The organism is Sphingopyxis sp. C-1 (assembly GCF_001047015.1).
Taxonomy (GTDB): domain Bacteria; phylum Pseudomonadota; class Alphaproteobacteria; order Sphingomonadales; family Sphingomonadaceae; genus Sphingopyxis.
In genome coordinates this window covers 1329616-1349303 of the sequence record NZ_BBRO01000001.1, presented here as the reverse complement: position 1 = coordinate 1349303, position 19688 = coordinate 1329616, and the positions used below count along the sequence as shown (strand labels likewise).

Sequence of the window (19688 nt, the reverse complement as noted above, 5' to 3'; positions counted from 1 at the left end):
CAAACGTTCCGGAACATCGCTTTCAAACTGGCCTACGGGCGCCGACAAATTCGTGTCGGTGTGGCCGAAAGGAAAGCAACCAATGAGCTCCGACCCTCGCACGCAGCGGCATCGGCCGCCCGAACCCTCGCGATGGCTCCTTCTTATGAAGGTAATTATTGCGGTGGGTCAGGTGGTTTCGTTCGTGAAACATCTCTTCCACGAATGATGGATGACCTCGGGACAGCCGTACAATGACGAAGCGGCCTATGATAAATGAAGCACTCAGGCTTCTCCGCCTCTATTGTGGATTCTCACAAGCCGAGATGGCGAAGCGTCTTTCAGTGACCCAGTCCCTGATTTCAGACATCGAGGGCGGACGTAAGAACGTTACTATGGATTTGCTGCAATCATATAGCGACACAGTTGATGTTCGTATGTCGCAGCTGCTCTTTTTTGCCGAAGAGATCGAAGGCCAGCCAATCGCGCGACGTGGGCAACTGATTGTGGCTGATAAAGTCCTCAAGCTCCTTGAAAAGCTCAAGCCGAATGACCGTGAAGCGGCATAAGCAAAATAAGTATGAGCGCTATCCGTTCGAGAATTCACCTTGGACGCAGGATCTAACGCAACGCGATCTCGCAGAACTTCTAGGTTGGAAAAAGCAGCAATTAGAGGCGCTAGTTCGAGACAAGGATCGCTATATTAAACGAGGCCCAAAGCTCATCGGAACGAAGACGAGGGAACTTGCCGTTCCTACGGGTAAGTTACGCACGATCCACGAACGCATAAAAATTCATCTAAACAAGATCAAGCAACCCGAGTACTTGTTCAGCCCCCGCAAAGGTCGCGCACAACGAGATAATGCTGAACATCACGTTGGCCAAAATCAGATTCTTAGCCTAGATATCAAACAGTTTTACCCCTCGACGACCGACGAGCATATCTTTCGCTGGGCGTATCACGTGGCAGGTCTACGGGCAGATGTAGCGGGCCTTTTTACCAAGCTAGTCGCCGTTGACGGCAAGATGCCTTTCGGATCGCCTGTCAGCCCCGTCCTGACCACTCTCGTTCATCGGCAGATGTTCGATGCAATCTCGGATATCTGTAAAGAGCAAGATCTCAAGATGTCACTATGGGTCGATGATCTTGTGATTTCTGGATCGTTCGTCCGAGGCAAAGTCATGGAAGACGTTCGCGCCGCAATTCGCCGCTTCGGATTTCAGACTCATAAGATACAGTTTCGCTCAACTGCCCGCCCGGTCCCGATTACAGGCGTACCCGTGACAAAAACAAGCATTGGCGCACCGCTCTCGCTGCACCGCCGCATCCAGTCGGGATATGCCGAATTGCGACAACGTTTGACCGACGCTCAGCGCACACAGGCGACTGACAAGCTGCTGGCCGCTTTAGGCACCTATCGATATCATTTGGGCGCATCGTCCGAACAAGGCAGACTTGCCGCAAATCGAATGAACGCCCTTCGAATGAGACGAGCGCGTCTCAAACCAAGGTACGTCACTTATCCTGTCGGCTCTACTCCGGACGAAACCTCTACAGAGATCGATGACGGCACTCCCCCTTGGGAATGACTATCGTTGCGTAGGTAATGCTGAAGCACCGCACCTAAGGCAACGCCAAGCAAAGTCATCCCAGCAACGACAAGCTGCGTCCACCACTTGCCAGCCTTTTGCTGTTCCAAGGCTCGATCATGCAACCTAATCGCCACGCTGACCAATTCTGTAACCTCCGAGGGCGTCAAAGGCCGACGACTAATTCGACTTTCCTTTGTTTCATCAATACCGTCGTCGGGCAGATACTCCGGTTCTGCATCAACGTCGAAATTGCGAGGGAACTGTCTCCGCCAGACCAATGAAATCTTATCAGCCTCAGAGGCCGCCCGAAAAAATTCCGGATGCTCCCGAAATACTATGCGCCATTTCTCGACCTCGTTTGTTGATCCTGAGATTCTTGCGGCCCATTTTTCGGTCGATAGTTTGTAGAACTTATATGTTCCTAGGACAGTAATAGCCGCGATAACGTCATTCAAGCGCCCATCAGACAGATACGGATTTGCCATTTCGCTCCCCCCTCCCGGACGAATTGCAAGAGAATCAACCTATAGGCAATAAGCTCTTTCCTACATTTCACCCATATGGTTCATTCTATCGGTTTCACCTAACCGAAAGGAAGAATCAATGGACGACACTACATATAATCCCGCCCATATCCCCGCCCCCACCAGCTATCATTGGACGCCCAAACTCCAGCGCGACTTTCTCGAGGCTTTCGCCACCAACGGTTCGGTGAAGATTTCCTCGGCAAAGGTCGGCATGTCGCCGTCCGCCGTCTATCAGCTCAAGCAACGTCCCGAGGGTGCGGCGTTCAAGCTCGGCTGCGCCGCGGCGCTGCTGATCGCGCGCGGGCGGCTGGTCGATGAGCTGCTCGACCGCGCGATCTGGGGGCATGACGAGACCGTCGAGCTGCAGCGCGAAGACGGCCGCAGCTTTGCCAAGCGCCGCCGTATCGACTCCCGCCTGGGCCTCGCGATGCTCGCACGGCTCGACAAGATGGTCGAAACGCGCGCCCGCGCCGGCGAGGAGATGCTGACACAGGTCATCGCCGCCGACTGGCCGGGCTTCCTGTCGCTCTTCGACGCCGCCGAAGCCGCGGCGCCCGCGAACGCCGAGGCTGAGACCGCAAAGGACGCCGGGGATGAAATCGCGCCGCCGTCCGAAGGCCTCGCCGCCGCGCTCGCGCTCTGGCTCGCCGCGCGCGACAACCGCGCCAACCCGCTCGGTGCGCTCTGGAAAAATACCCCGATCGCGAATGAAGTTGCGCAGATTTCCGCCAATCCCGCTCCCCCGCGCTTCGTCGCCCCGACCCCCGACGAACACGCCGCCCGCATGACCGTCTGGACCGATCACGAAACCGGCCGCCGGCGCACCGATTTCCCGCCGCCCGAAAATTTCATCGGCATCGAAGTCGGGAAATTCGGCGATTACAACTATGAACGCACGATGGACCCCGATGAGGAAGACGCGCTCGAAGCCGTTCGCGAAGCCGAACTTGCGCCGCTCCGCGTCGCGGCAGAGATCGCCCGCCGCGCCTTTTTGGGCCTGCTCGCCCCCGCAAATGACCCCGAGCCGCAGGGCAAAAATGCACGCAAAAGCGCGAGCGGCTGAGCCTCCCCGCCCCTGCGACCAAGCCATGGCGCGTTGACGGCCCGAAGGATTGGCGGAGGCCCCGACCGCATTAGCGGCGCGGCCCCTCCACCGTCGCCTGCTGCGCCCAACGGAAAGCAACGCGCCCCGCGCGCGCTGCCTCCCCATGTCCTGCGGGCAATGGGAAGACGTCCTGCGGACGGCAGGAGGCTCGATTTTCCATGCCTTACAATCCCCCGCGCGCGTCCCCATATAGGGGTTATCGCGGCACATACTTTCTGTAGGCCGCCGCGGCTGAGAGACCGCGCGCTCCCGCTTACGCAAGAGGAGGCGCCCGCATGAGTTCCGACACCCCGACCACCGGCCCCGAAACCCCCGCCGCCGCGCCCGCCCCGGGCCGGGCGCGTGCAGGCTTTGCGTTTCGCAGGCAGCGCAGCCCGCTATCGCGCGAAGAGGCGCGGCGTCAGGGCGATATCAGCCAGCTCGCCTTTCTCAACATGGGCGGGCGCGATCCGGCGATCGCCTTCCTCAACGCCGACGACGCCGAACTCGGCGGCCGCCCGCTCGCGCTTGCGACCGCCAGCGATGCGGGGTTCGTCCGTGTCGCCGACGCGATCCGGGCGCGCGCCGCGAACGACGCATGAGCCGCGCGATCAACCTCAGCCTGACCGAAAGCGAGGTGAACGCGATCTGCCACGCCGCGGGGATCGCGATCAGCGCGATCGAACCGCTGCGCTCGGGCGGAACGCGCCTCGTCTGCACGACGGGCGCCGGGGCGGATGAGATCCGGCTGCGGCTGGGTGGGCATATCATTGCGGGCGCGGTCGATCGCTATCGCTTCTATCGCCCGCCGCAGTAACAAGGGCCGACACGCCATAATAATCGCACCCAATTGGCTCATTTGGGGGAAATAAATGCGGGCTTTTCGATAGCAATTTCGGGTGTTCCGCCACGGAAAAATCCGCCGCATCGGCCGCGTGCAATTTTGCGATAATTTGGCTTGACCTTGACTTTTCACGGACAATCGCCCATATGGGCCGGGCTAACGTCGCATGCGACGGAAATTGACGGCCTTCCGGGGCACTATCTTCCCTTCACACGCTACCAGCTCCGCCGGTGCTTTTGCCGGTGGATTCCCGTTTCTCGTGAAAGGAAACACCTCATGGCCATCGGCACCGTAAAATTCTTCAATACCGACAAGGGCTACGGCTTCATCGAGAATGAAGACGGCTCGGGCGACAGCTTCGTCCACATCACCGCAGTCCAGGCCGCCGGCATGGACACGCTGAACAAGGACCAGCGCGTTTCGTACGAACTCGAACGCGGCCAGAACGGCAAGGTCTCGGCGATCAACCTCCAGTCGGCCTGATTATTGGCCAAAGAGGAGCTCATGACCTTCGAGGGGCAGATCGATGAGATTCTGCCCGATGGACGCTTCGGCGTCGTACTCGAAAATGGTCATCGGGTAATCGTCTACACGGCCGGCCGGATGCGGCGTTTCCGCATCCGGTCGGTCGTCGGCGACGCCGTGCGCGTCGAGATGACACCCTATGACCTGACCAAGGGCCGCCTCGTCTACCGCGAACGCGGGGGCGGGCCGGTGGTACCGGGGCAGCGCAAACGGCGCTGATCCCCACCATCGGGACCACATGAATTGATGGGTCCCCAACAACCAGAACACTCAAATCAAAGATAAAGATGATGACTATGTTTCAGAACAATAATTCGATTTTCCCCGCCCTGCCTGCGCTGTCGCTGGCCGGAAAGGCGCTGACGGCGAACTTGCCGCGCCGCCGCCGCCCGACGCTCTCGCGCCGCGAACTCCGGCGCCTCATCGCCGATATGGTCGATTGACCGAAAACGAGGAAATATGCGCATGTCGGCCAATCTGGATTTCTATCTTTCGCAGGCCGAAAAATGCAGGGTGGAGGCCGAGGCTTCGGCCCTGACACAGGTCCGCGACCGCAATATGCGCGCCGCGGCCGCCTGGCAGGCGATGGCCGACAAGCTCGCCCGCGCCGAAACTGCGCGTGCCGAACGAACCGCAACCGCGACCGCGCCTGCCAACGACGTCGCCGAAAAACTGCCGGAGAATTGACGCGGCCGCCAGCCGCGACCGCAAGCCGAACGAAATCACGCCATCCCGGAGAAAGCCCATGGATATGAACCAGCTCTTCTACCATCACCAGATGGCGTTGATCGAAAAGGCGGCGGTGCGGCGCAATGGTCTCCGCGCCCTCAATTTCGACCTGCCCGCCCATTATGCAAAGCGGATCGAGGCTTATCGGGCTCGCCGCGGCATGACGGCCTATTTTCCCGACGTCCCGGCCCTCTGCCAGAAATAAGGTTGGCGGCCCTTTAAACCGCAGCGCCCACCTGCACCATGCCGCGCAGCCGTTCGGCATCGCGCGAGGGCGGCAGGCCAAAGGCGCGGGCATATTCGCGGCTGAACTGCGACGCGCTTTCATAACCGACCGAATAGGCCGCGCGGCTCGCCTCGCTGCCACCCGCAAGCAAGCGCCGGGCCGCATGCAGCCGCAGCGTCTTCTGGAACTGCAGCGGGCTCATTGCGGTCGCCGCCTTGAAATGCCGGTGAAAGGATGCGGTGCTCATCCCCGCAATTTCCGCCAGCTTGGCGGTGGGAAGCAGCGTGTCGAAATGCTCATGCATCCAAAGGATCGCGCGCCGCACCCGCGACAAGCGGCTGTCCTCCTGGGCAATGGCACAAAGCTGCCCGCCGAGCGGCCCCTGCAACAGGCGATAGAGGATCTCTCGCTCGCGCATCGGCGCCAGCATCGCGACATCGTCCGGCCGGTCGAGCAGACCCAGCAGCCCCGCCCAGGCTTCGACCAGTTCCTCGGTCACCGACGCGACGGCGAAACCCGCAAGGTCGCCCGGCGGCGCATGGCCGATCGTCGCCGGATCCATGCTGGCGATCAGGTCGGCCAGCACCGCGCGGTCGATGCGCAGCGCCGCAGCGACATAGGGTTTGTCGGGAGTAGCCTCGACCACCCGGCCGACCGCGGGCAGGTCGAGCGAGGCGACAAAATAGCTCGACGCGTCGTATCGCAGCACCTGATCGCCGATCACGACCTGCTTCGTTCCTTGCAGGATCAGGCAGGTCACGGGTTCATAGACGGTCGCGACCCCGCTCGTCGGCGCGCATTGCGTTGCGACGACAAGCCGCGGCACTGGCGCCTCATAATAGGGAGAAACCGCGTGCCGCAGCACCTGTTCGCATATCGAGTCGAGCCGGTCTTGCATGCTCCCAACATCGGACGCCCCGCGCCCGCGCGCAAGGAGCGTCCCGCACACCATCTCCGCTTTGAGAGGATCAGGCAAGCAGATGCCATGATCGGGCAGCGAGGCCGTGAACACTGCGCCTATCTTGCCGGGGTCAGGGCACTCCCCTCCGCCCTGCCCTATCCAAGGAGTTCATCATGACACGGTTCAATGCCAAATCGACCACCGACGACGTGCTTTCGGGCGTCGACCTTTCGGGCAAGCGCTTCCTCGTCACCGGCGTCTCCGCCGGGCTCGGCGTCGAGACCGCCCGCGCCCTTGTCGCCCATGGCGCCGATGTGGTCGGCGCAGCGCGCGACCTCGCCAAGGCGGAAAGCGCGACCGGAGCCGTCCGCGATGCGGCAAAGGCCGGCGGCGGCAGCTTCGAGCTGATCCAGCTCGACCTCGCCTCGCTCGCCAGTGTCCGCGCCGCCGCCGATGCGCTCGTCGCCGACGGCCGTCCGTTCGACGTCGTCATCGCCAATGCCGGCGTGATGGCTGCCCCCTTCGGCAAGACCGCCGACGGCTTCGAAACGCAGTTCGGCACCAACCATTTGGGTCACTTCACCTTCGTCAATCGCATCGCGTCGTTGATCAAGGATGGCGGCCGCTTCGTCAGCCTGGCTTCGTCGGGGCACCGCTTCTCCGACGTCAACCTGGAGGACCCGAACTTCGACCGCGGCGACTATGAGCCTTGGGCCGCCTACGGCCGTTCCAAGACCGCAAACATCCTCTTCGCGTTAGAATTCGACCGCCGTCACAAGGATCGCGGCGTGCGCGGCATCGCGCTTCACCCAGGCGGCATCCACACCGAACTGGGCCGCCACCTCGACGAAGGCGCTCTCGAGGCGCTTGTCGAACAGATCAACGCCTCTGCCCGCGAAGCGGGCGGCGAAGCGTTCGAGTTCAAATCGATCCCGCAAGGTGCAGCTACCTCGGTCTGGGCCGCTGCGGTCGCCGATCCGGCGGAGGTCGGCGGTCGCTATCTCGAGGATTGCCACGTCGCCGAGCTTGCCGACGACGACGGACTGCGCGCTGGCGTTCGCGCTTATGCGATCGATCCCGACAACGCCAAGGCGCTGTGGGTGAAGAGCGAAGAGCTGGTCGGCGAGCGCTTCTGAGCCCGCCCCGGGGGGCGGCCCGTTCGCGGGTCGCCCTATTCGGCGGTCCGCTTCGCCCGTCGGCGGCGCCACAGGATCAGACCGCCGACACCAAGCCCGAACAGTCCGGCCATTCCGGGCTCGGGCACGGGCGTCGCACCGCCGCCGGTCGAGCTGTCGCCGCCGCTCGATCCGCCCGGGGGCGACGTCGTATAGCCGCCCTTGAAGGTGCCGATGTGCATCTCGCCATTCTGCTTGAGATTGCCGAATACCGCCGATCCCTGGATATAATTGCGCGTCTCGGCATCGGCCAGCGGCGCGAGCACCGACCCGCCCCATGCGGTGGTCAGCTTCAAATCCTCCGCCTCGGGGAAGTTCCAGATCACCCGCTCGCCCAGATTGTTCGTACCGCCCAGGAAATTGTCGTTGAGGTTGATCGACCGGCCGCTGACGTTGACGATCGCGGTGTCGGCGCCGTTCAGGTTGAACTGGATCTCACCGATCTTGTCGAGGTCGGCAGCGGTGATGTTGAACACGGCAAGCCCCTGTGCATTGGGCTGCGCGGTAAAGGTGCCGCGATTGCCCTGCACCGTAAGCTGACTGTTCGATTTAAGCGTGCCCATCTCGAACGACAGGCTGCTCATGCTGCCTTTGAGTTCGGTTTTCTGCTGTTGCAGCCCCAACCCAAATCCCGGATTGCTCGCGTCGAGGTTCGAAATCACGCTATTCTGGTTGACGTTGGTGTTGCTGATCGTCCCGCCGACCTTCACCGTCTGGTTCGGGCCGTTAAGGTTGAAGCCGCTCGACACATTGCCGCCGACCACCGCACCCGATCCGTTGTTGAGGTTCTTGTGGCTACCCGTGACATTGCCGACGACGGTCAGTCCCGGCTGGCCATTCGGCGAGGTCGTGGCGCGGATGCCGTAATTCGACGAATTGCCGCTGAGGTTGCCGCCGACGAAAGTGCGCCCCTCGACTTCGGACGAGGATTCAAGGTTCCCGAGTACCACCAGGTTCCATTCGCGCAGCGCGTCAACGCCGGTGATCGCCTTGCTTTGAGCAAGACCGGGCAGCGTCAAAGCGGTCGCTATGATCGCGGCGGGAAACAGGGAGCGGGTCGAGAAGGCCACGGGTTTATCGTCCAGTTTTCAATGAGAAGGCGCGGGCGCCCATAGGGCGTTCGTCGCTGCGTTTACACCGAAGTGCGACGGGCCGTTGTCCCGTTCCGAAACAGCAGCTCAAAACCGTCGCGCAGCCGTGCCAAAATCGCGGCGGACGCGACGTCAGCCGATGGAAAAGAACCCGGTGACCGTCAAACGCCCGCGCCCGGGGTCGGCGGCCAGTCCGTTTTCCGGCGAAATCGCCCCGCTATGGAGGTTCCAGCTACGATAGAGCAGCGCGCGATTATAGCGCGCCGGTTCGGTGCGAATGCATTCGAACAGCGGCGTATCGCCCAATATATATTCGGGCGGTGGGACGCCTCCATGGCGCAATTCGATGTCGAGGTGCCGAAAGAACAGGTCCCGCTTCGCTTCATCCACCGTTTCGAAACCCGTCGAGCGGTGGCGGAAGAAAGCGGTCCCATCGCCGCCCGCCGGCGACAGATAATGGACCAGCGCAATACGATCCTCGGTGAAGGCATCGATATGCGGCAGGCGCTGCGGGACAGAGAGCGCGCTCGGCGGCGTCGAGACGATCGAGAAGCTCGCGTCGACGACCTGCACCGGCCCCGCCCGCCCGAAAGCTTTGGCAGCCGCGTCCGCGATGATGGGAAGCTGTGTCGCAAGATAATCGGCGGGAAGCGCCGCACGCACCCCCGGGAAATGGTTGAGCGCCGGGGTAAAATCGGCCGTCTGCGCAAAGCTCCGCAAGACATCGGCATCGGGCGCGAAATCGTCGAGGACGACAAGCGGCTGCGCCTCCGCCCCGATCGTCTCGATACGCACCGTCGTCATTCGGCGCACGCCCCGGCGCGCGCCAACAGGAAATCGCGTTCGCGCTCGTTGCTCGACAGCGCCGCTGCCGCCTCGAATTCTCTCTTCGCTTCACCCAGTCGCCCGGCGCGAAACAGGAAGTCGCCGCGCGCGGCGGGTAGTGGCGCATAATATCGGAGCGCAGCCGCCTGGGCAATCTCATCGACCAGCCGTAATCCAGCCTCCGGCCCGAACGCCATGCTATGCGCGACCGCGCGGTTGAGTTCGACCACCGGCGACGGCATCACCTGTCCCAGCCGGTCGTAGAGCGCAGCAATGCGAACCCAGTCAGTGTCCCCGGCCGAGCGCGCCCGGGCATGGCAGGCCGCAAGCGCCGCCTGCAAAGCATAGGGCCCGTCGGCACCGCCCAGCGCCTCGGCGCGCGCCAGCGCATTCAGTCCGCGACGGATCAGCAACTGGTCCCACCGCGCCCGGTTCTGCTCGGTCAGCGGTACGAACCGCCCGTCGGGTCCAGCCCTCGCCGCGAGCCGCGACGCCTGAATTTCCATCAGCGCGAGCAGGCCCGACACCTCGGGCTGTTCGGGCATCAGCCCGGCAAGGATGCGCCCCAGCCGCTGCGCCTCGGCACAGAGCGGCGGACGAACCAGCGACGGCCCCGTAGTCGCGGCATAGCCTTCGTTGAAGATGAGATAGACGACCTCCAGCACCGATCCGAGCCGCGCTTGAAGCTCCGCGCCGCGCGGCACTTCGAACGCCACCCCCGCCTTCGCTATCGCCTTTTTCGCCCGCGTAATCCGCGCCGCAATCGCGGCTTCGTTCGACAGGAACGCGCGCGCGATTTCTTCGACCGTCAGCCCACCGACCAGCCGCAGCGTCAGCGCCGCGCGCCCCTCGGGCGAAATGACGGGATGACAGGCGGCGAAGATCAGCCCGAGCAATTCGTCGCCCAGCGGGTCGTCGAGCGCCGCCTCGACCGCCTCCGCGCTCATGTCGCGCTCCTCGTCCAGTTCGCGGGCGATTTCGGCATGTTTTCGCTCCCGCATCGCATGGTGCCGCACCCCGTCGATCAGGCGCCGTTTCGCCGCAGCGGTCAGCCAGGCGCCCGGATTGCCCGGCACCCCCGACTTCGGCCATTCGGTCAGCGCGATCAGCAGCGCCTCCTGCGCCAGTTCCTCGGCCCGGTCGACGTCGCGCGTCGTCCGGGCGAGCGCGGCGATCAGCCGCGCTCGCTCGATCCGGAACACCGCCTCGATCGCTCGGTGGGTTTCATCGGCCGCCATGCCTGCCTTCTCGGGCACCGAAGCGTCAGAGGCAAGCATGGCAGCGGGCGCGACCTATTCGCCGCTCAGCTTCTCGCGCAGCTTCTGTTCCTGCTCGGCGAGTTCGGGCGTCAACGCCTCGCCGAAATCCTCCATCTCGTAAAAGGGACGGATTTCGAGATCGCTCGGCCCAGGCATCGGGTTCGGACAACGCTTCGCCCAGGCGACCGCCTCGTCCATGTCCTTGACCTCCCAGACCCAATAGCCCGCGACGAGTTCGCGCGTTTCGGCAAAGGGCCCGTCGATCACCGTCCGGCTCGCGCCGTCGAACGCGATCCGCTTGCCGAACGACGAGGGCTTCAGCCCGTCGCCGTCGACCATCACGCCGGCATTGACCAGTTCCTCGTTATACTTGCCCATCGCCTCGAACATCGCGGTCATGTCCTCGGTCGGCGGCAGGCCCTTTTCGCTGTCTTCGGTCGCTTTCACGAAAACCATCACACGCATTTTCCATCTCCTTTTAGACGGGCCAACAGCGGCTCCTGCCAACACGACGAACGAGCCGCCGCCAAATCGACACGAGCTGAGAAAAAAATTTCAGGCTACCTCGGCCAGCGACTGCGGGGTCGAGAAACGCTGGCGATATTCATTCGGCGACAGCCCGATCAGACGGTGGAACAATTTGCGGAACGCCGCCGCATCCTCATACCCCACGCCCCAAGCGATCTGGTCGACGGTGCGCTTCGTGAACTCCAGCAGTTCGCGCGCCTTGCCGACGCGGATATGCTGGACATATTCGACCGGGGTCATCCCCGTCGCCGCCTTGAAGCGCCGTTGGAAGGTCCGCTCCTCCATTCCCGCCTCGCCGGCCATATCCGCGACCGCGACCGGTCCCGCCCCCCGCGCCTGCAGCCAATGCTGCACCTTCAATACCGCCTCGTCCCCATGCGTCAGCTTCGGCGCAAAGCTCGCATAATGTTTCTGCTCGCGTCCCGACGGGTCGATCAGCAGGAAGCGGGCCGTCTCCATCATCACCGTCGGCCCCAGCAGCCGCTCGACGATCCGCAGCCCCAGGTCGGTCCACGCCATCAGCCCGCCCGCGGTGACGATATCGCCATCGTCGACCACCATCCGGTCGGCCTCCATCCGCACGTCGGGAAAGCGGCTCCGGAACTCCTCGGCAAAGAACCAATGCGTCGTCGCGGGCCGTCCCGCGAGCAATCCCGTCGCCGCCAGCGCAAACGCCCCGCCGCAATTCGAGGCAAGCACCGTGCCCTGCGCATGTCGATCGAGCAGCCAGCGCGCATAAGGCTCGACCTCGCCCGGTTCGAGCAATTTGTGCAAGCTGCCCGGCGCGATCAGCACCGCGGGCGAATTGACCGCCGCTTCGCCCGGATGGCTGTCGTACCAGCGCGCAAAGCCGCCTTCATCCTGCAACCGCCAGTGACTGACGCGAAGCGGCCGCCGATCATGGTCCACCGCAAAGCGCCCGGCAACGTCGAACAGGTCGGTGATCCCGTGGACCATACCCATCTGGCAGTCGGGGTAGGTCATCATCCCGACCTCGACCAGCGGCACAGGGGCGGCGTCCGGCACCTTCAACTTGGGCATGTCGGCTCCTTTGTCGGAATCGGCCCGGATAATGTCGCGTCCGCCAATCCCGATCAAGCGCGCATCGCCGTATCTGTTGTTTCACCGGACGGACACCCCGCCCTTCAAGTCGAAAGGAACCATATCATGACCACCATCACCACCAAGGACGGCACCAACATCTTCTTCAAGGATTGGGGCCCGAAGGACGCCCAGCCCATCGTCTTCTCGCACGGCTGGCCGCTCAGCGCCGACGCCTGGGACGCGCAGATGGTCTTCTTCGCCAATCAGGGCTTCCGCACCATCGCCCATGACCGCCGCAGCCACGGCCGTTCGGATCAGGTCTGGGACAACAACAATATGGACCAATACGCCGACGACCTCGCCGAACTGATCGAACAGCTCGACCTGAAAGACGTCATCCTCGTCGGCCACTCGACCGGCGGCGGCGAAGTCACCCGCTATATCGGCCGTCACGGAACGAGCCGCGTCGCCAAGGTCGCGCTGATCGGCGCCGTCCCCCCGCTGATGCTCAAGACCGAAGCCAACCCCGGCGGCCTGCCGCTGGACGTCTTCGACGGTATCCGCAAGGGCACGTTCGACAACCGTCCCCAGTTCTTCAAGGATCTGACCCTGCCCTTCTACGGCTATAACCGCGACGGCGCGGTGGTCAGCGAAGCGGTGCGCGACGACTTCGTGCGGCAGGGCATGAACGGCGGCCTCAAGGGCCTGCTCGACAGCATCCGCGCCTTTTCGGAAAGCGACTTCAACGAGGACCTCAAGAAATTCGACAAGCCGACGCTCGTCCTCCACGGCGATGACGACCAGATCGTGCCGATCGGCGCCGCGGCGCTCTCGACTGTCAAGATCGTTAAGCAGGCGGTGCTCAAGGTCTACAAGGGCGGCAGCCACGGCCTGACGATCACCGAACAGGATCGCTTCAACGCCGATCTTCTCGAATTCATCAACAGCTGATAACGAAGAGGCGCGGGCCCCCGACCGCGCCTCCTCACTTATAAAGGAGACGTGTCATGATCCTCGGTTTGACCATCCCGCAATTCACCGCGCTGCATGTCTTGATCAGTTTCGTCGGCATCGGCGCGGGCCTCATCGCCCTTCCCGCTTTCGCCCGCGGCCGTATCCTGCCCCGCACCAACGCAATCTTCCTGTGGTTCACCCTGCTCACCAGCCTCACCGGCTTCCTCTTCCCGATCATCGCCTTCACCCCGGCGCTCGGCACGGGAATCCTCTCGACGCTGATCCTCGTCGCAGCCTTCTGGGCCTGGTACGGCCGCAAGCTCGCCGGCCGCGCCCCCACCGTCTATGCGGTCAGTGCCACCGCCGCGCTCTACCTCAACCTTTTCGTGCTGGTCGTGCAGTCTTTCCTCAAGGTTCCGGCGCTCAACGCGCTGGCGCCGAACGGCACCGAACCGCCGTTTGCCGCAGCGCAGGGCGCGCTGCTCCTCGCCGCAATCCTCTTCGGATATTTCGCAGTCAAAGCGAGCCGGCGTCCGACTGCGGCCTGATTGCAACGCCAATCCTACCCAAGGGCGGCCCCACGGCCGCCCTTTTTGCATCACGCCCACAGCGCGTTGAGCGCAATCACGATCGCGACTTCGGTGAAATTGCCGAGCCCGTGCGCGACGATCGGAGCGAGCAGGCTGCGCGACCGCTCCATCAGCCAGACATAGGTAAGCCCCCATGCAAAGGCATAGATCTGCTGCGCCATTGCCTGGTGAAAGGGATTGACGGTGAACGACTCCCAGTGCGCCAGCCCGAACATCAACGCGACCAGATAGGCGGCGACGGGCAGATCGAGCGATCCGATCCGCAGCCGTCCGGGCACGAGCACGACGAGCATCCCGACCAGCAGCCCGCGAAAGATCGTCTCCTCCGCCAGTCCCGTCGTAATCATCCCGAGCAGATAACCCGCGGAATCGAGCGGTGCTTTCGAATAGCTCATGTCGGGCGCCGTCTGCGCTGCGAGTGCGGGCCAGTAATCGGCGACCAGCATCACAAGGCCCATCCCGACCCCGATCAGCGCCGCGACACCCGCATAACTCGCGCCCGGCGGCCAGCGCAGATGCGGATCGGCAGCGGGCAGCAATCGGCGCATGACGAGGACTGCGGCTAGACCGAGCAGCGCCTGAAAGGCGATCGCAAGAAGCAGAAAGACCGACACATAACCATCCCACAGCGGCGTCCCCGCACGATAGATTTCTCGCGCGGGAATACGGCCGAGTTCGAGAATGACCTGCATCAGCACCGCCGCCAGCACGATCGGCCAGAAGCGGAAACGAAAACCGGAAAGCGCCACCAAGGGGCGCGGCGAAGCGGGGGATGGATTTGTCATGCACCGAGTCTAGGCTGGAAGGGCCCGGCGCTTCTTGAACTAATGTGATGCTTAGTAGCGGGTTTCGACCGATCGCTGCCCTCCACATCCTCGTCACCCCGGACTTGATCCGGGGTCCCGCCTGATACCGAAGCCAATGGGTGCGTCGAAAAAGCGGGATCCCGGGTCAAGCCCGGGATGACGAATGGTGGGTATCGACCAGAAGCCCCCTATCTTTCTTCGTCATCCCGGACTTGATCCGGGATCCATAGCCGCACCATCGTCATGGACCCCGGATCAAGTTCGGCGTGACGAGGGTGACGATTGAATGGCAGCGTCCCACCCCAACACCGACATCAACCACGCGCAAAAAAACGCTGTCCTACATTCCCCCGCCGTGCCAGCCTCCGCTCAGCTCTTTGAAATCGTCGACTTCCGCAGCCGCTCCTGAACGACAAGAGAATTTTTTCGGCGCGCACCGGCTTATCGTTTCTCGCCCTAAGTTCACTAAGGACACAATTTCGATGCACGCATGCGGGGCTTTTGTGGCTTTAGGCCTCTGCTGCAGCCGCTGTTCGTTCACCGAACGCACACCGCCATCGCCGCGGCGACATCCCGGTCAGCTTCGTCACCGCTCGCGTCATATGCGCCTGATCGGCATAGCCCGCCTCCACCGCGACCCCGGCGAGGCAATCATCGCCCGCAACGATCATCCGCCAGGCCCGCTTCGCCCGGCAATCGGCGCGATAGGCGGCGGGCGACACGCCGTAGAGCTTCTCAAAGCTGCGCGAAACATGTTCGCGCGATTGTCCATGCGCCGCGGCCCATTCGCCGATCCGCGGCGATACCGACGTGCGCAGCGCCTTCGACAAACGGTCGGGCAGATCGCCGTCGTTGGCAGCTGTCGCCGGAGCAAGTCCATCAAGCAATGCGACAACCGCCTCGACGGGGTCGCGTTCGGCCAGCCGTATGATGTGGTCGGGATCGGCAATATATGCGCGGGCCGGCCAGTCGCGTCCGTCGAATGGCAGCGGGAGGTCGAGCACGACCGTCCGCTGGGCCGAGATACGGTCGCGGTGCGCCGAAAAAGGGCCATGAAGCAATATTTCGCCTTCGCATGCCGCGATACGCCCGGCATCGCCCGCTTCCTCATAAGCGCCCGCCAGCACCAGTGTCGCATAGGGTTCGCGATGGTGGTGGCGCGCAATATCCGCCGCGGCGGGCAACAGACTGGGCTGGAGCAACTGCATCGCGACACCCTGTCGCGCCCGGCGGCGGACCGCAATCGCCACCGGACGAACATCGTCTGCGCGTCGATGGACAACAGCGGCACACGCCGATTAGACATTGCCAAACCGCCGGGCTTCCCCGTCCGGCTCCGCGTTTTCTTTCAGGAGCGACAGCCATGCATCCCCCCTTTGCCCTTCGCGCGATCGACCATGTCGTGCTTCGGGTCGTCGATATCGACCGCATGGCCGGATTTTACCGCGAGGTTCTCGGCTGCACTGACGAGCGCACCCAATCGGAAATCGGCCTTTATCAGCTCCGCGCGGGCAGTTCGCTGATCGATCTCGTCACCATCGACGGCAAGCTTGGCGCGATGGGCGGGGCAGCGCCGGGGGCGGAAGGCCGCAACGTCGATCATTTCGCCATCGCGGTCGCCCCGTTCGATGAGGTCGCCATCCGTGCGCATCTCGACCGGCACGGCATCCGCGTCGAACAGTCCGGCCCGCGCTACGGCGCCGAAGGCGAAGGACCTTCAATCTATATCAGCGACCCGGAGGGCAATATCGTGGAACTGAAGGGCCCCGCCTTCGACTGAGCATCTTGCACTGCCTTCCGTTTACGTTAAGGTCAGTTGCAAACAGCAACCGGAGAGACTGATTCATGGCCCTTCCCCCGATTTTCGACCGCCTGCGCCTGCCGGTTATCGGTTCGCCCCTGTTTATCGTATCGGGCCCCGAACTCGTCATCGCGCAGTGCAAGGCCGGCGTCGTCGGCAGCTTCCCCGCACTTAACGCCCGCCCGCAATCCTTGCTCGATGAATGGCTGCACCAGATCACCGAAGAGCTTGCGGCCTGGGACCGCGACAATCCCGACCGGCTCTCGGCGCCTTATGCCGTCAACCAGATCGTCCACAAATCGAACGATCGGCTCGAACAGGACATCGCGACCTGCGCCAAGTGGAAGGTGCCGATCACGATCACCTCGCTCGGCGCGCGCGAGGAGCTTAATCAAGCGGTGCACGGCTGGGGCGGCATCACCCTCCACGACGTCATCGACGACCGCTTCGCACGCAAGGCGGTCGAGAAGGGCGCCGACGGCCTGATCCCCGTCGCCGCGGGCGCGGGCGGCCATGCCGGCCGGCAATCGCCCTTCGCGCTCGTGCAGGAAATCCGCGAATGGTTCGACGGCCCCGTCGCGCTGTCGGGCGCGATCGGCCACGGCCGCTCGATCCTCGCCGCGCAGGCATGCGGCGCCGACCTTGCCTATATCGGCAGCGCCTTCATCGCGACCGCCGAAGCCAATGCCGATCAGGGCTATAAGGACGGCATCGTCGAAGGACGCGCGGCCGACATCGTCTATTCGAACCTGTTCACCGGGGTCCACGGCAACTATCTTCGCCAGTCGATCGTCTCGGCCGGAATGGATCCCGACAATCTGCCCGAAGGCGACCTCAAGACGATGAACTTCGGCTCGGGGGGCAATACCAAGGCCAAGGCGTGGAAGGATATCTGGGGCTCGGGCCAGGGCATCGGCCCCGTGACCGCGGTGCGCCCGGTCGCCGAATTCGTCGCCGAACTCGAAACCCAATATCTCGCCGCGCGCCGCGAACTAGAAGCGAAGGTGCGGCTTTAAGCCGCGCCTTCCAACGCTGGCCGGGCCAATCGGCAATGCCTGCTTTGGGCGGGAAGCTGACGTTCGGTCACCCACTTCCGTCATCCCGGCGCAGGCCGGGATCCCATCTTCTCGGAATGACGCGCGGCCTTTGTTGGGTCGCCCCTGCATCGCAAGACCGTCCCCGATATTCAAACCCTCATTGCCACATGTCGCAAAGCTAAGCTTCGGCCGCCTCAGATCGCGACCTGACTCCCCAGTTCGACCACGCGATTGGTGGGCAGGCGAAAATATTCCATCGCACTTTCCGAATTGCGCAGCATCCACGCGAACAGCTTTTCACGCCAGATCGGCATACCCGGCTTGCTCGCCGCAATCAGCGTCTGGCGCGACAGGAAAAAGCTCGTTTCCAGCATTTTGAACTCGCCGCCGCAGCTCGTGACGCGGGTTAGCGCCTCGGGCACGTCGATCGGCTGCATGAAGCCATAATTGAGGACGAGCCGGTGGAACCCCTGCCCCAGATCCTCGAGCAGGCAGAATTTTTCCTCGGGGACGAAGGGCACGTCGGCGATCTTGATCGTCAGCAGGATGATCCGGGCGTGCAGCACCTTATTGTGTTTAAGGTTATGAAGCAGCGCGTGCGGCACGCCGTCGCTGCTCGACGTCATGAACACCGCAGTCCCCGGCACGCGCGTTGCACTGTTCGCCGCGGACTTCACAAACACCGGGATCGGCATCGCGCCCTCGGCCATCTCCTGCTGCATCAGCTTGCGTCCGCGCGACCAGGTCGTCAGCATCGTGAAGATGGTGAGACCGATCGCCAGCGGCACCCAGCCGCCGTCGGGCACCTTGATCAGGTTCGCGCCGAAATAGGCGATATCGACGATGAAGAAGACGGCGAGCACAGGCAGCGCTTTCCACGCCGGCCACTTCCACAGCGTGAACAGCACGACGCTCATCAAACAGGTGTCGATGAACATCGCCCCCGTCACCGCGATGCCATAGGCCGCGGCAAGGTTGCTCGACGATCCGAAGAAGAGGACGAGGATGATCACCATCACCATCAGGCCCCAGTTGACCATCGGAATATAGATCTGCCCCGCAGCGGAAGCACTCGTATGCTCGACGCGCAGGCGCGGCATGAAGCCCAGTTGGATCGCCTGCTGCGTCAGCGAAAAAGCGCCCGAGATCACGGCCTGGCTTGCGATAATCGTCGCAAGGATCGCAAGGATGACGACCGGCACCTGCCAGGCCTCGGGCATCATCTGGAAAAAGGGGTCGGCGATCAGGTCGGCGCGCGGACCCATCTCGGCCTCGAGCACCATCGCACCCTGGCCCATATAGTTCAGCATCAGCGCGGGCAGGACAAAGGTCAGCCAGCTAAGCCCGATCGGCCCGCGCCCGAAATGCCCCATGTCGGCATAGAGCGCCTCCGCCCCCGTCACCGCCAGCACGACCGCGCCAAGCGCGATAAACGCGGTGAAACCGTCGACGTAAAAGAAACGGAGCGCGTTCAGCGGGTTCAGCGTTTCGAGGATGATCCCCGGATGATCGACGATGTGGATCATACCAAGGATCGCGAGCATCGTGAAATAAGCGAGCATGATCGGCCCGAACAGCATCCCGACCTTTGCGGTCCCGCGCGACTGGATCGCGAACAGGCCGATCAGGATGGCGAGCGCGATCGGCACGATATACGGCTCGAAGCCCTTGTTGACATAGCTCAGGCCCTCGGTCGCCGACAGCACCGACATCGCCGGGGTGATCATGCTGTCGCCATAGAAAAGCGCCGTCGCGAACACGCCGAGCAGGATGATCGGCCACGTCCAGCGCTTCTCGCCCGACGAACGGCTGATCAACGCGAGCAGCGCAAGACTACCCCCTTCGCCCTTGTTGTCGGCCTTCATGATCGTCAGCACATATTTGAAGGTGACGACGAGCATCATCGACCAGAAGACGAGGCTCAGCACGCCATAGATGTGTAGCCGGTCGGGCTCGATCGGATGGTGGCCGGCAAAAGTCTCGCGGAACGCATAAAGCGGACTGGTACCGATATCGCCAAACACGACACCGATTGCGCCGACGGCAAGCTTCAGCTTGCCATCGCCATGATGTCCGTGGCCGTAATGGGCCGTTTCGGCGGCAGCAGTTGCAGCGCGTGGAGCGCCGCCCGCCGCCTGTTGCGACTCAGCAGTCATCGCGCGCCTTTAGA

24 protein-coding genes and 1 pseudogene are annotated in these 19688 nt (G+C 63.2%); 15 read left to right on the top strand and 10 right to left on the bottom strand.

Going from position 1 to position 19688, the window contains the following annotated elements; translation table 11 throughout:
• The first annotated feature begins 248 nt into the window (after positions 1 to 248).
• Together SC1_RS06175 and SC1_RS06170 are read left to right on the top strand one after the other, a co-directional pair.
• Positions 249 to 548, top strand: coding sequence for a helix-turn-helix domain-containing protein (locus tag SC1_RS06175; RefSeq protein ID WP_238586593.1), 300 nt, complete (start codon positions 249 to 251; stop codon positions 546 to 548).
• Positions 529 to 1569 (top strand): reverse transcriptase family protein, encoded by a 1041-nt coding sequence (locus SC1_RS06170; RefSeq protein WP_062178967.1) that lies wholly within the window; start codon positions 529 to 531, stop codon positions 1567 to 1569. The genes SC1_RS06175 and SC1_RS06170 overlap by 20 nt, the downstream gene beginning before the upstream one ends.
• Here SC1_RS06170 and SC1_RS21800 read toward each other — a convergent pair.
• Positions 1500 to 2057 (bottom strand): N-carbamoyl-L-amino acid amidohydrolase, encoded by a 558-nt coding sequence (locus tag SC1_RS21800; RefSeq protein WP_152682309.1) that lies wholly within the window; start codon positions 2055 to 2057, stop codon positions 1500 to 1502. The two genes, SC1_RS06170 and SC1_RS21800, sit on opposite strands and share 70 nt — an antisense overlap.
• Positions 2058 to 2175: 118 nt before the next feature.
• Here SC1_RS21800 and SC1_RS06165 point away from each other — a divergent pair, with 118 nt between their 5' ends.
• The 8 genes from SC1_RS06165 (at position 2176) to SC1_RS06135 (ending at position 5486) form a co-directional block, all read left to right on the top strand.
• Positions 2176 to 3162 (top strand): hypothetical protein, encoded by a 987-nt coding sequence (locus SC1_RS06165; RefSeq protein WP_062178965.1) that lies wholly within the window; start codon positions 2176 to 2178, stop codon positions 3160 to 3162.
• A 317-nt stretch (positions 3163 to 3479) separates the two neighbouring features.
• Positions 3480 to 3785 carry a hypothetical protein gene (locus tag SC1_RS06160; protein WP_062178963.1) on the top strand — a complete coding sequence of 102 codons (306 nt, stop codon included), beginning with the start codon at positions 3480 to 3482 and terminating at the stop codon, positions 3783 to 3785.
• On the top strand, positions 3782 to 4000 hold the full coding sequence (locus tag SC1_RS06155) for a hypothetical protein (protein WP_062178960.1): 219 nt from the start codon (positions 3782 to 3784) through the stop codon (positions 3998 to 4000). Before SC1_RS06160 ends, SC1_RS06155 begins: the two co-directional genes overlap by 4 nt.
• Positions 4001 to 4303: 303 nt before the next feature.
• Positions 4304 to 4510, top strand: coding sequence for a cold-shock protein (locus tag SC1_RS06150; protein ID WP_062178958.1), 207 nt, complete (start codon positions 4304 to 4306; stop codon positions 4508 to 4510).
• Between the two features lie 3 nt (positions 4511 to 4513).
• The gene (infA, locus tag SC1_RS06145) at positions 4514 to 4771 is read left to right on the top strand and encodes a translation initiation factor IF-1 (RefSeq protein ID WP_062178955.1); all 258 of its coding nucleotides are present in this window, start codon (positions 4514 to 4516) and stop codon (positions 4769 to 4771) included.
• A 71-nt stretch (positions 4772 to 4842) separates the two neighbouring features.
• The gene (locus SC1_RS22100; protein ID WP_193749116.1) at positions 4843 to 4995 is read left to right on the top strand and encodes a hypothetical protein; all 153 of its coding nucleotides are present in this window, start codon (positions 4843 to 4845) and stop codon (positions 4993 to 4995) included.
• A gap of 22 nt (positions 4996 to 5017) precedes the next feature.
• Entirely contained in the window at positions 5018 to 5239 is a 222-nt protein-coding gene (locus SC1_RS06140) for a hypothetical protein (protein ID WP_062183695.1), read from the top strand.
• A gap of 58 nt (positions 5240 to 5297) precedes the next feature.
• Positions 5298 to 5486: a hypothetical protein gene (locus SC1_RS06135; protein ID WP_062178953.1), complete on the top strand. Its 189-nt coding sequence runs from the start codon at positions 5298 to 5300 to the stop codon at positions 5484 to 5486.
• Between the two features lie 13 nt (positions 5487 to 5499).
• Here SC1_RS06135 and SC1_RS06130 read toward each other — a convergent pair whose 3' ends face one another.
• Positions 5500 to 6405 (bottom strand): AraC family transcriptional regulator, encoded by a 906-nt coding sequence (locus SC1_RS06130; RefSeq protein ID WP_062183692.1) that lies wholly within the window; start codon positions 6403 to 6405, stop codon positions 5500 to 5502.
• A 176-nt stretch (positions 6406 to 6581) separates the two neighbouring features.
• Here SC1_RS06130 and SC1_RS06125 point away from each other — a divergent pair, with 176 nt between their 5' ends.
• A complete protein-coding gene (locus SC1_RS06125) occupies positions 6582 to 7544 on the top strand; it encodes an SDR family NAD(P)-dependent oxidoreductase (protein ID WP_062178950.1) in 963 nt (320 codons plus the stop codon).
• A 35-nt stretch (positions 7545 to 7579) separates the two neighbouring features.
• On the opposite strand, the gene SC1_RS06120 is transcribed toward SC1_RS06125, so the two are convergent.
• The 5 genes and pseudogenes from SC1_RS06120 to SC1_RS06100 form a co-directional block, all read right to left on the bottom strand.
• Positions 7580 to 8653 carry a choice-of-anchor A family protein gene (locus tag SC1_RS06120; RefSeq protein ID WP_083435704.1) on the bottom strand — a complete coding sequence of 358 codons (1074 nt, stop codon included), beginning with the start codon at positions 8651 to 8653 and terminating at the stop codon, positions 7580 to 7582.
• Between the two features lie 153 nt (positions 8654 to 8806).
• Positions 8807 to 9478, bottom strand: coding sequence for a DUF6445 family protein (locus SC1_RS06115; protein ID WP_062178935.1), 672 nt, complete (start codon positions 9476 to 9478; stop codon positions 8807 to 8809).
• A complete protein-coding gene (locus SC1_RS06110) occupies positions 9475 to 10737 on the bottom strand; it encodes an RNA polymerase sigma factor (protein WP_062183686.1) in 1263 nt (420 codons plus the stop codon). The genes SC1_RS06115 and SC1_RS06110 overlap by 4 nt, the downstream gene beginning before the upstream one ends.
• A 135-nt stretch (positions 10738 to 10872) precedes the next feature.
• Positions 10873 to 11223: pseudogene (locus SC1_RS06105) on the bottom strand (YciI family protein); the annotation flags it as partial.
• A 90-nt stretch (positions 11224 to 11313) separates the two neighbouring features.
• Entirely contained in the window at positions 11314 to 12327 is a 1014-nt protein-coding gene (locus SC1_RS06100) for a GlxA family transcriptional regulator (RefSeq protein WP_062183684.1), read from the bottom strand.
• Positions 12328 to 12453: 126 nt separating this feature from the next.
• On the opposite strand from SC1_RS06100, the gene SC1_RS06095 reads away from it, so the two are divergent.
• On the top strand, positions 12454 to 13281 hold the full coding sequence (locus tag SC1_RS06095) for an alpha/beta fold hydrolase (RefSeq protein WP_062178929.1): 828 nt from the start codon (positions 12454 to 12456) through the stop codon (positions 13279 to 13281).
• A 56-nt stretch (positions 13282 to 13337) separates the two neighbouring features.
• Positions 13338 to 13832: a hypothetical protein gene (locus SC1_RS06090; RefSeq protein WP_062178925.1), complete on the top strand. Its 495-nt coding sequence runs from the start codon at positions 13338 to 13340 to the stop codon at positions 13830 to 13832.
• A 50-nt stretch (positions 13833 to 13882) separates the two neighbouring features.
• Here the strand turns inward: SC1_RS06090 and SC1_RS06085 are convergent, their stop codons facing one another.
• Complete coding sequence (locus SC1_RS06085) at positions 13883 to 14623, bottom strand: CPBP family intramembrane glutamic endopeptidase (RefSeq protein WP_202966784.1); 741 nt, start codon at positions 14621 to 14623, stop codon at positions 13883 to 13885.
• Positions 14624 to 15189: 566 nt separating this feature from the next.
• Positions 15190 to 15888, bottom strand: a complete 699-nt coding sequence (locus SC1_RS06080; RefSeq protein WP_062178917.1) for an AraC family transcriptional regulator — start codon at positions 15886 to 15888, stop codon at positions 15190 to 15192.
• A 155-nt stretch (positions 15889 to 16043) separates the two neighbouring features.
• Between SC1_RS06080 and SC1_RS06075 the strand changes: the two genes are divergently transcribed.
• Together SC1_RS06075 and SC1_RS06070 are read left to right on the top strand one after the other, a co-directional pair.
• Positions 16044 to 16460, top strand: coding sequence for a VOC family protein (locus SC1_RS06075; RefSeq protein WP_062178914.1), 417 nt, complete (start codon positions 16044 to 16046; stop codon positions 16458 to 16460).
• A gap of 65 nt (positions 16461 to 16525) precedes the next feature.
• Complete coding sequence (locus tag SC1_RS06070; protein ID WP_062178911.1) at positions 16526 to 17497, top strand: nitronate monooxygenase family protein; 972 nt, start codon at positions 16526 to 16528, stop codon at positions 17495 to 17497.
• A 215-nt stretch (positions 17498 to 17712) separates the two neighbouring features.
• On the opposite strand, the gene SC1_RS06065 is transcribed toward SC1_RS06070, so the two are convergent.
• Complete coding sequence (locus tag SC1_RS06065) at positions 17713 to 19674, bottom strand: potassium transporter Kup (protein WP_062178909.1); 1962 nt, start codon at positions 19672 to 19674, stop codon at positions 17713 to 17715.
• Positions 19675 to 19688 lie beyond the last annotated feature (14 nt).

What these genes read in the sequence shown, in the direction of transcription:
- SC1_RS06175 (WP_238586593.1), top strand. Translation starts at nt 249, where the DNA reads ATGATAAATGAAGCACTCAGGCTTCTCCGCCTCTATTGTGGATTCTCA.
- SC1_RS06170 (WP_062178967.1), top strand. Translation starts at nt 529, where the DNA reads ATGACCGTGAAGCGGCATAAGCAAAATAAGTATGAGCGCTATCCGTTC.
- SC1_RS21800 (WP_152682309.1), bottom strand. Translation starts at nt 2,057, where the DNA reads ATGGCAAATCCGTATCTGTCTGATGGGCGCTTGAATGACGTTATCGCG.
- SC1_RS06165 (WP_062178965.1), top strand. Translation starts at nt 2,176, where the DNA reads ATGGACGACACTACATATAATCCCGCCCATATCCCCGCCCCCACCAGC.
- SC1_RS06160 (WP_062178963.1), top strand. Translation starts at nt 3,480, where the DNA reads ATGAGTTCCGACACCCCGACCACCGGCCCCGAAACCCCCGCCGCCGCG.
- SC1_RS06155 (WP_062178960.1), top strand. Translation starts at nt 3,782, where the DNA reads ATGAGCCGCGCGATCAACCTCAGCCTGACCGAAAGCGAGGTGAACGCG.
- SC1_RS06150 (WP_062178958.1), top strand. Translation starts at nt 4,304, where the DNA reads ATGGCCATCGGCACCGTAAAATTCTTCAATACCGACAAGGGCTACGGC.
- SC1_RS22100 (WP_193749116.1), top strand. Translation starts at nt 4,843, where the DNA reads ATGACTATGTTTCAGAACAATAATTCGATTTTCCCCGCCCTGCCTGCG.
- SC1_RS06140 (WP_062183695.1), top strand. Translation starts at nt 5,018, where the DNA reads ATGTCGGCCAATCTGGATTTCTATCTTTCGCAGGCCGAAAAATGCAGG.
- SC1_RS06135 (WP_062178953.1), top strand. Translation starts at nt 5,298, where the DNA reads ATGGATATGAACCAGCTCTTCTACCATCACCAGATGGCGTTGATCGAA.
- SC1_RS06130 (WP_062183692.1), bottom strand. Translation starts at nt 6,405, where the DNA reads ATGCAAGACCGGCTCGACTCGATATGCGAACAGGTGCTGCGGCACGCG.
- SC1_RS06125 (WP_062178950.1), top strand. Translation starts at nt 6,582, where the DNA reads ATGACACGGTTCAATGCCAAATCGACCACCGACGACGTGCTTTCGGGC.
- SC1_RS06115 (WP_062178935.1), bottom strand. Translation starts at nt 9,478, where the DNA reads ATGACGACGGTGCGTATCGAGACGATCGGGGCGGAGGCGCAGCCGCTT.
- SC1_RS06110 (WP_062183686.1), bottom strand. Translation starts at nt 10,737, where the DNA reads ATGGCGGCCGATGAAACCCACCGAGCGATCGAGGCGGTGTTCCGGATC.
- SC1_RS06100 (WP_062183684.1), bottom strand. Translation starts at nt 12,327, where the DNA reads ATGCCCAAGTTGAAGGTGCCGGACGCCGCCCCTGTGCCGCTGGTCGAG.
- SC1_RS06095 (WP_062178929.1), top strand. Translation starts at nt 12,454, where the DNA reads ATGACCACCATCACCACCAAGGACGGCACCAACATCTTCTTCAAGGAT.
- SC1_RS06090 (WP_062178925.1), top strand. Translation starts at nt 13,338, where the DNA reads ATGATCCTCGGTTTGACCATCCCGCAATTCACCGCGCTGCATGTCTTG.
- SC1_RS06080 (WP_062178917.1), bottom strand. Translation starts at nt 15,888, where the DNA reads ATGCAGTTGCTCCAGCCCAGTCTGTTGCCCGCCGCGGCGGATATTGCG.
- SC1_RS06075 (WP_062178914.1), top strand. Translation starts at nt 16,044, where the DNA reads ATGCATCCCCCCTTTGCCCTTCGCGCGATCGACCATGTCGTGCTTCGG.
- SC1_RS06070 (WP_062178911.1), top strand. Translation starts at nt 16,526, where the DNA reads ATGGCCCTTCCCCCGATTTTCGACCGCCTGCGCCTGCCGGTTATCGGT.
- SC1_RS06065 (WP_062178909.1), bottom strand. Translation starts at nt 19,674, where the DNA reads ATGACTGCTGAGTCGCAACAGGCGGCGGGCGGCGCTCCACGCGCTGCA.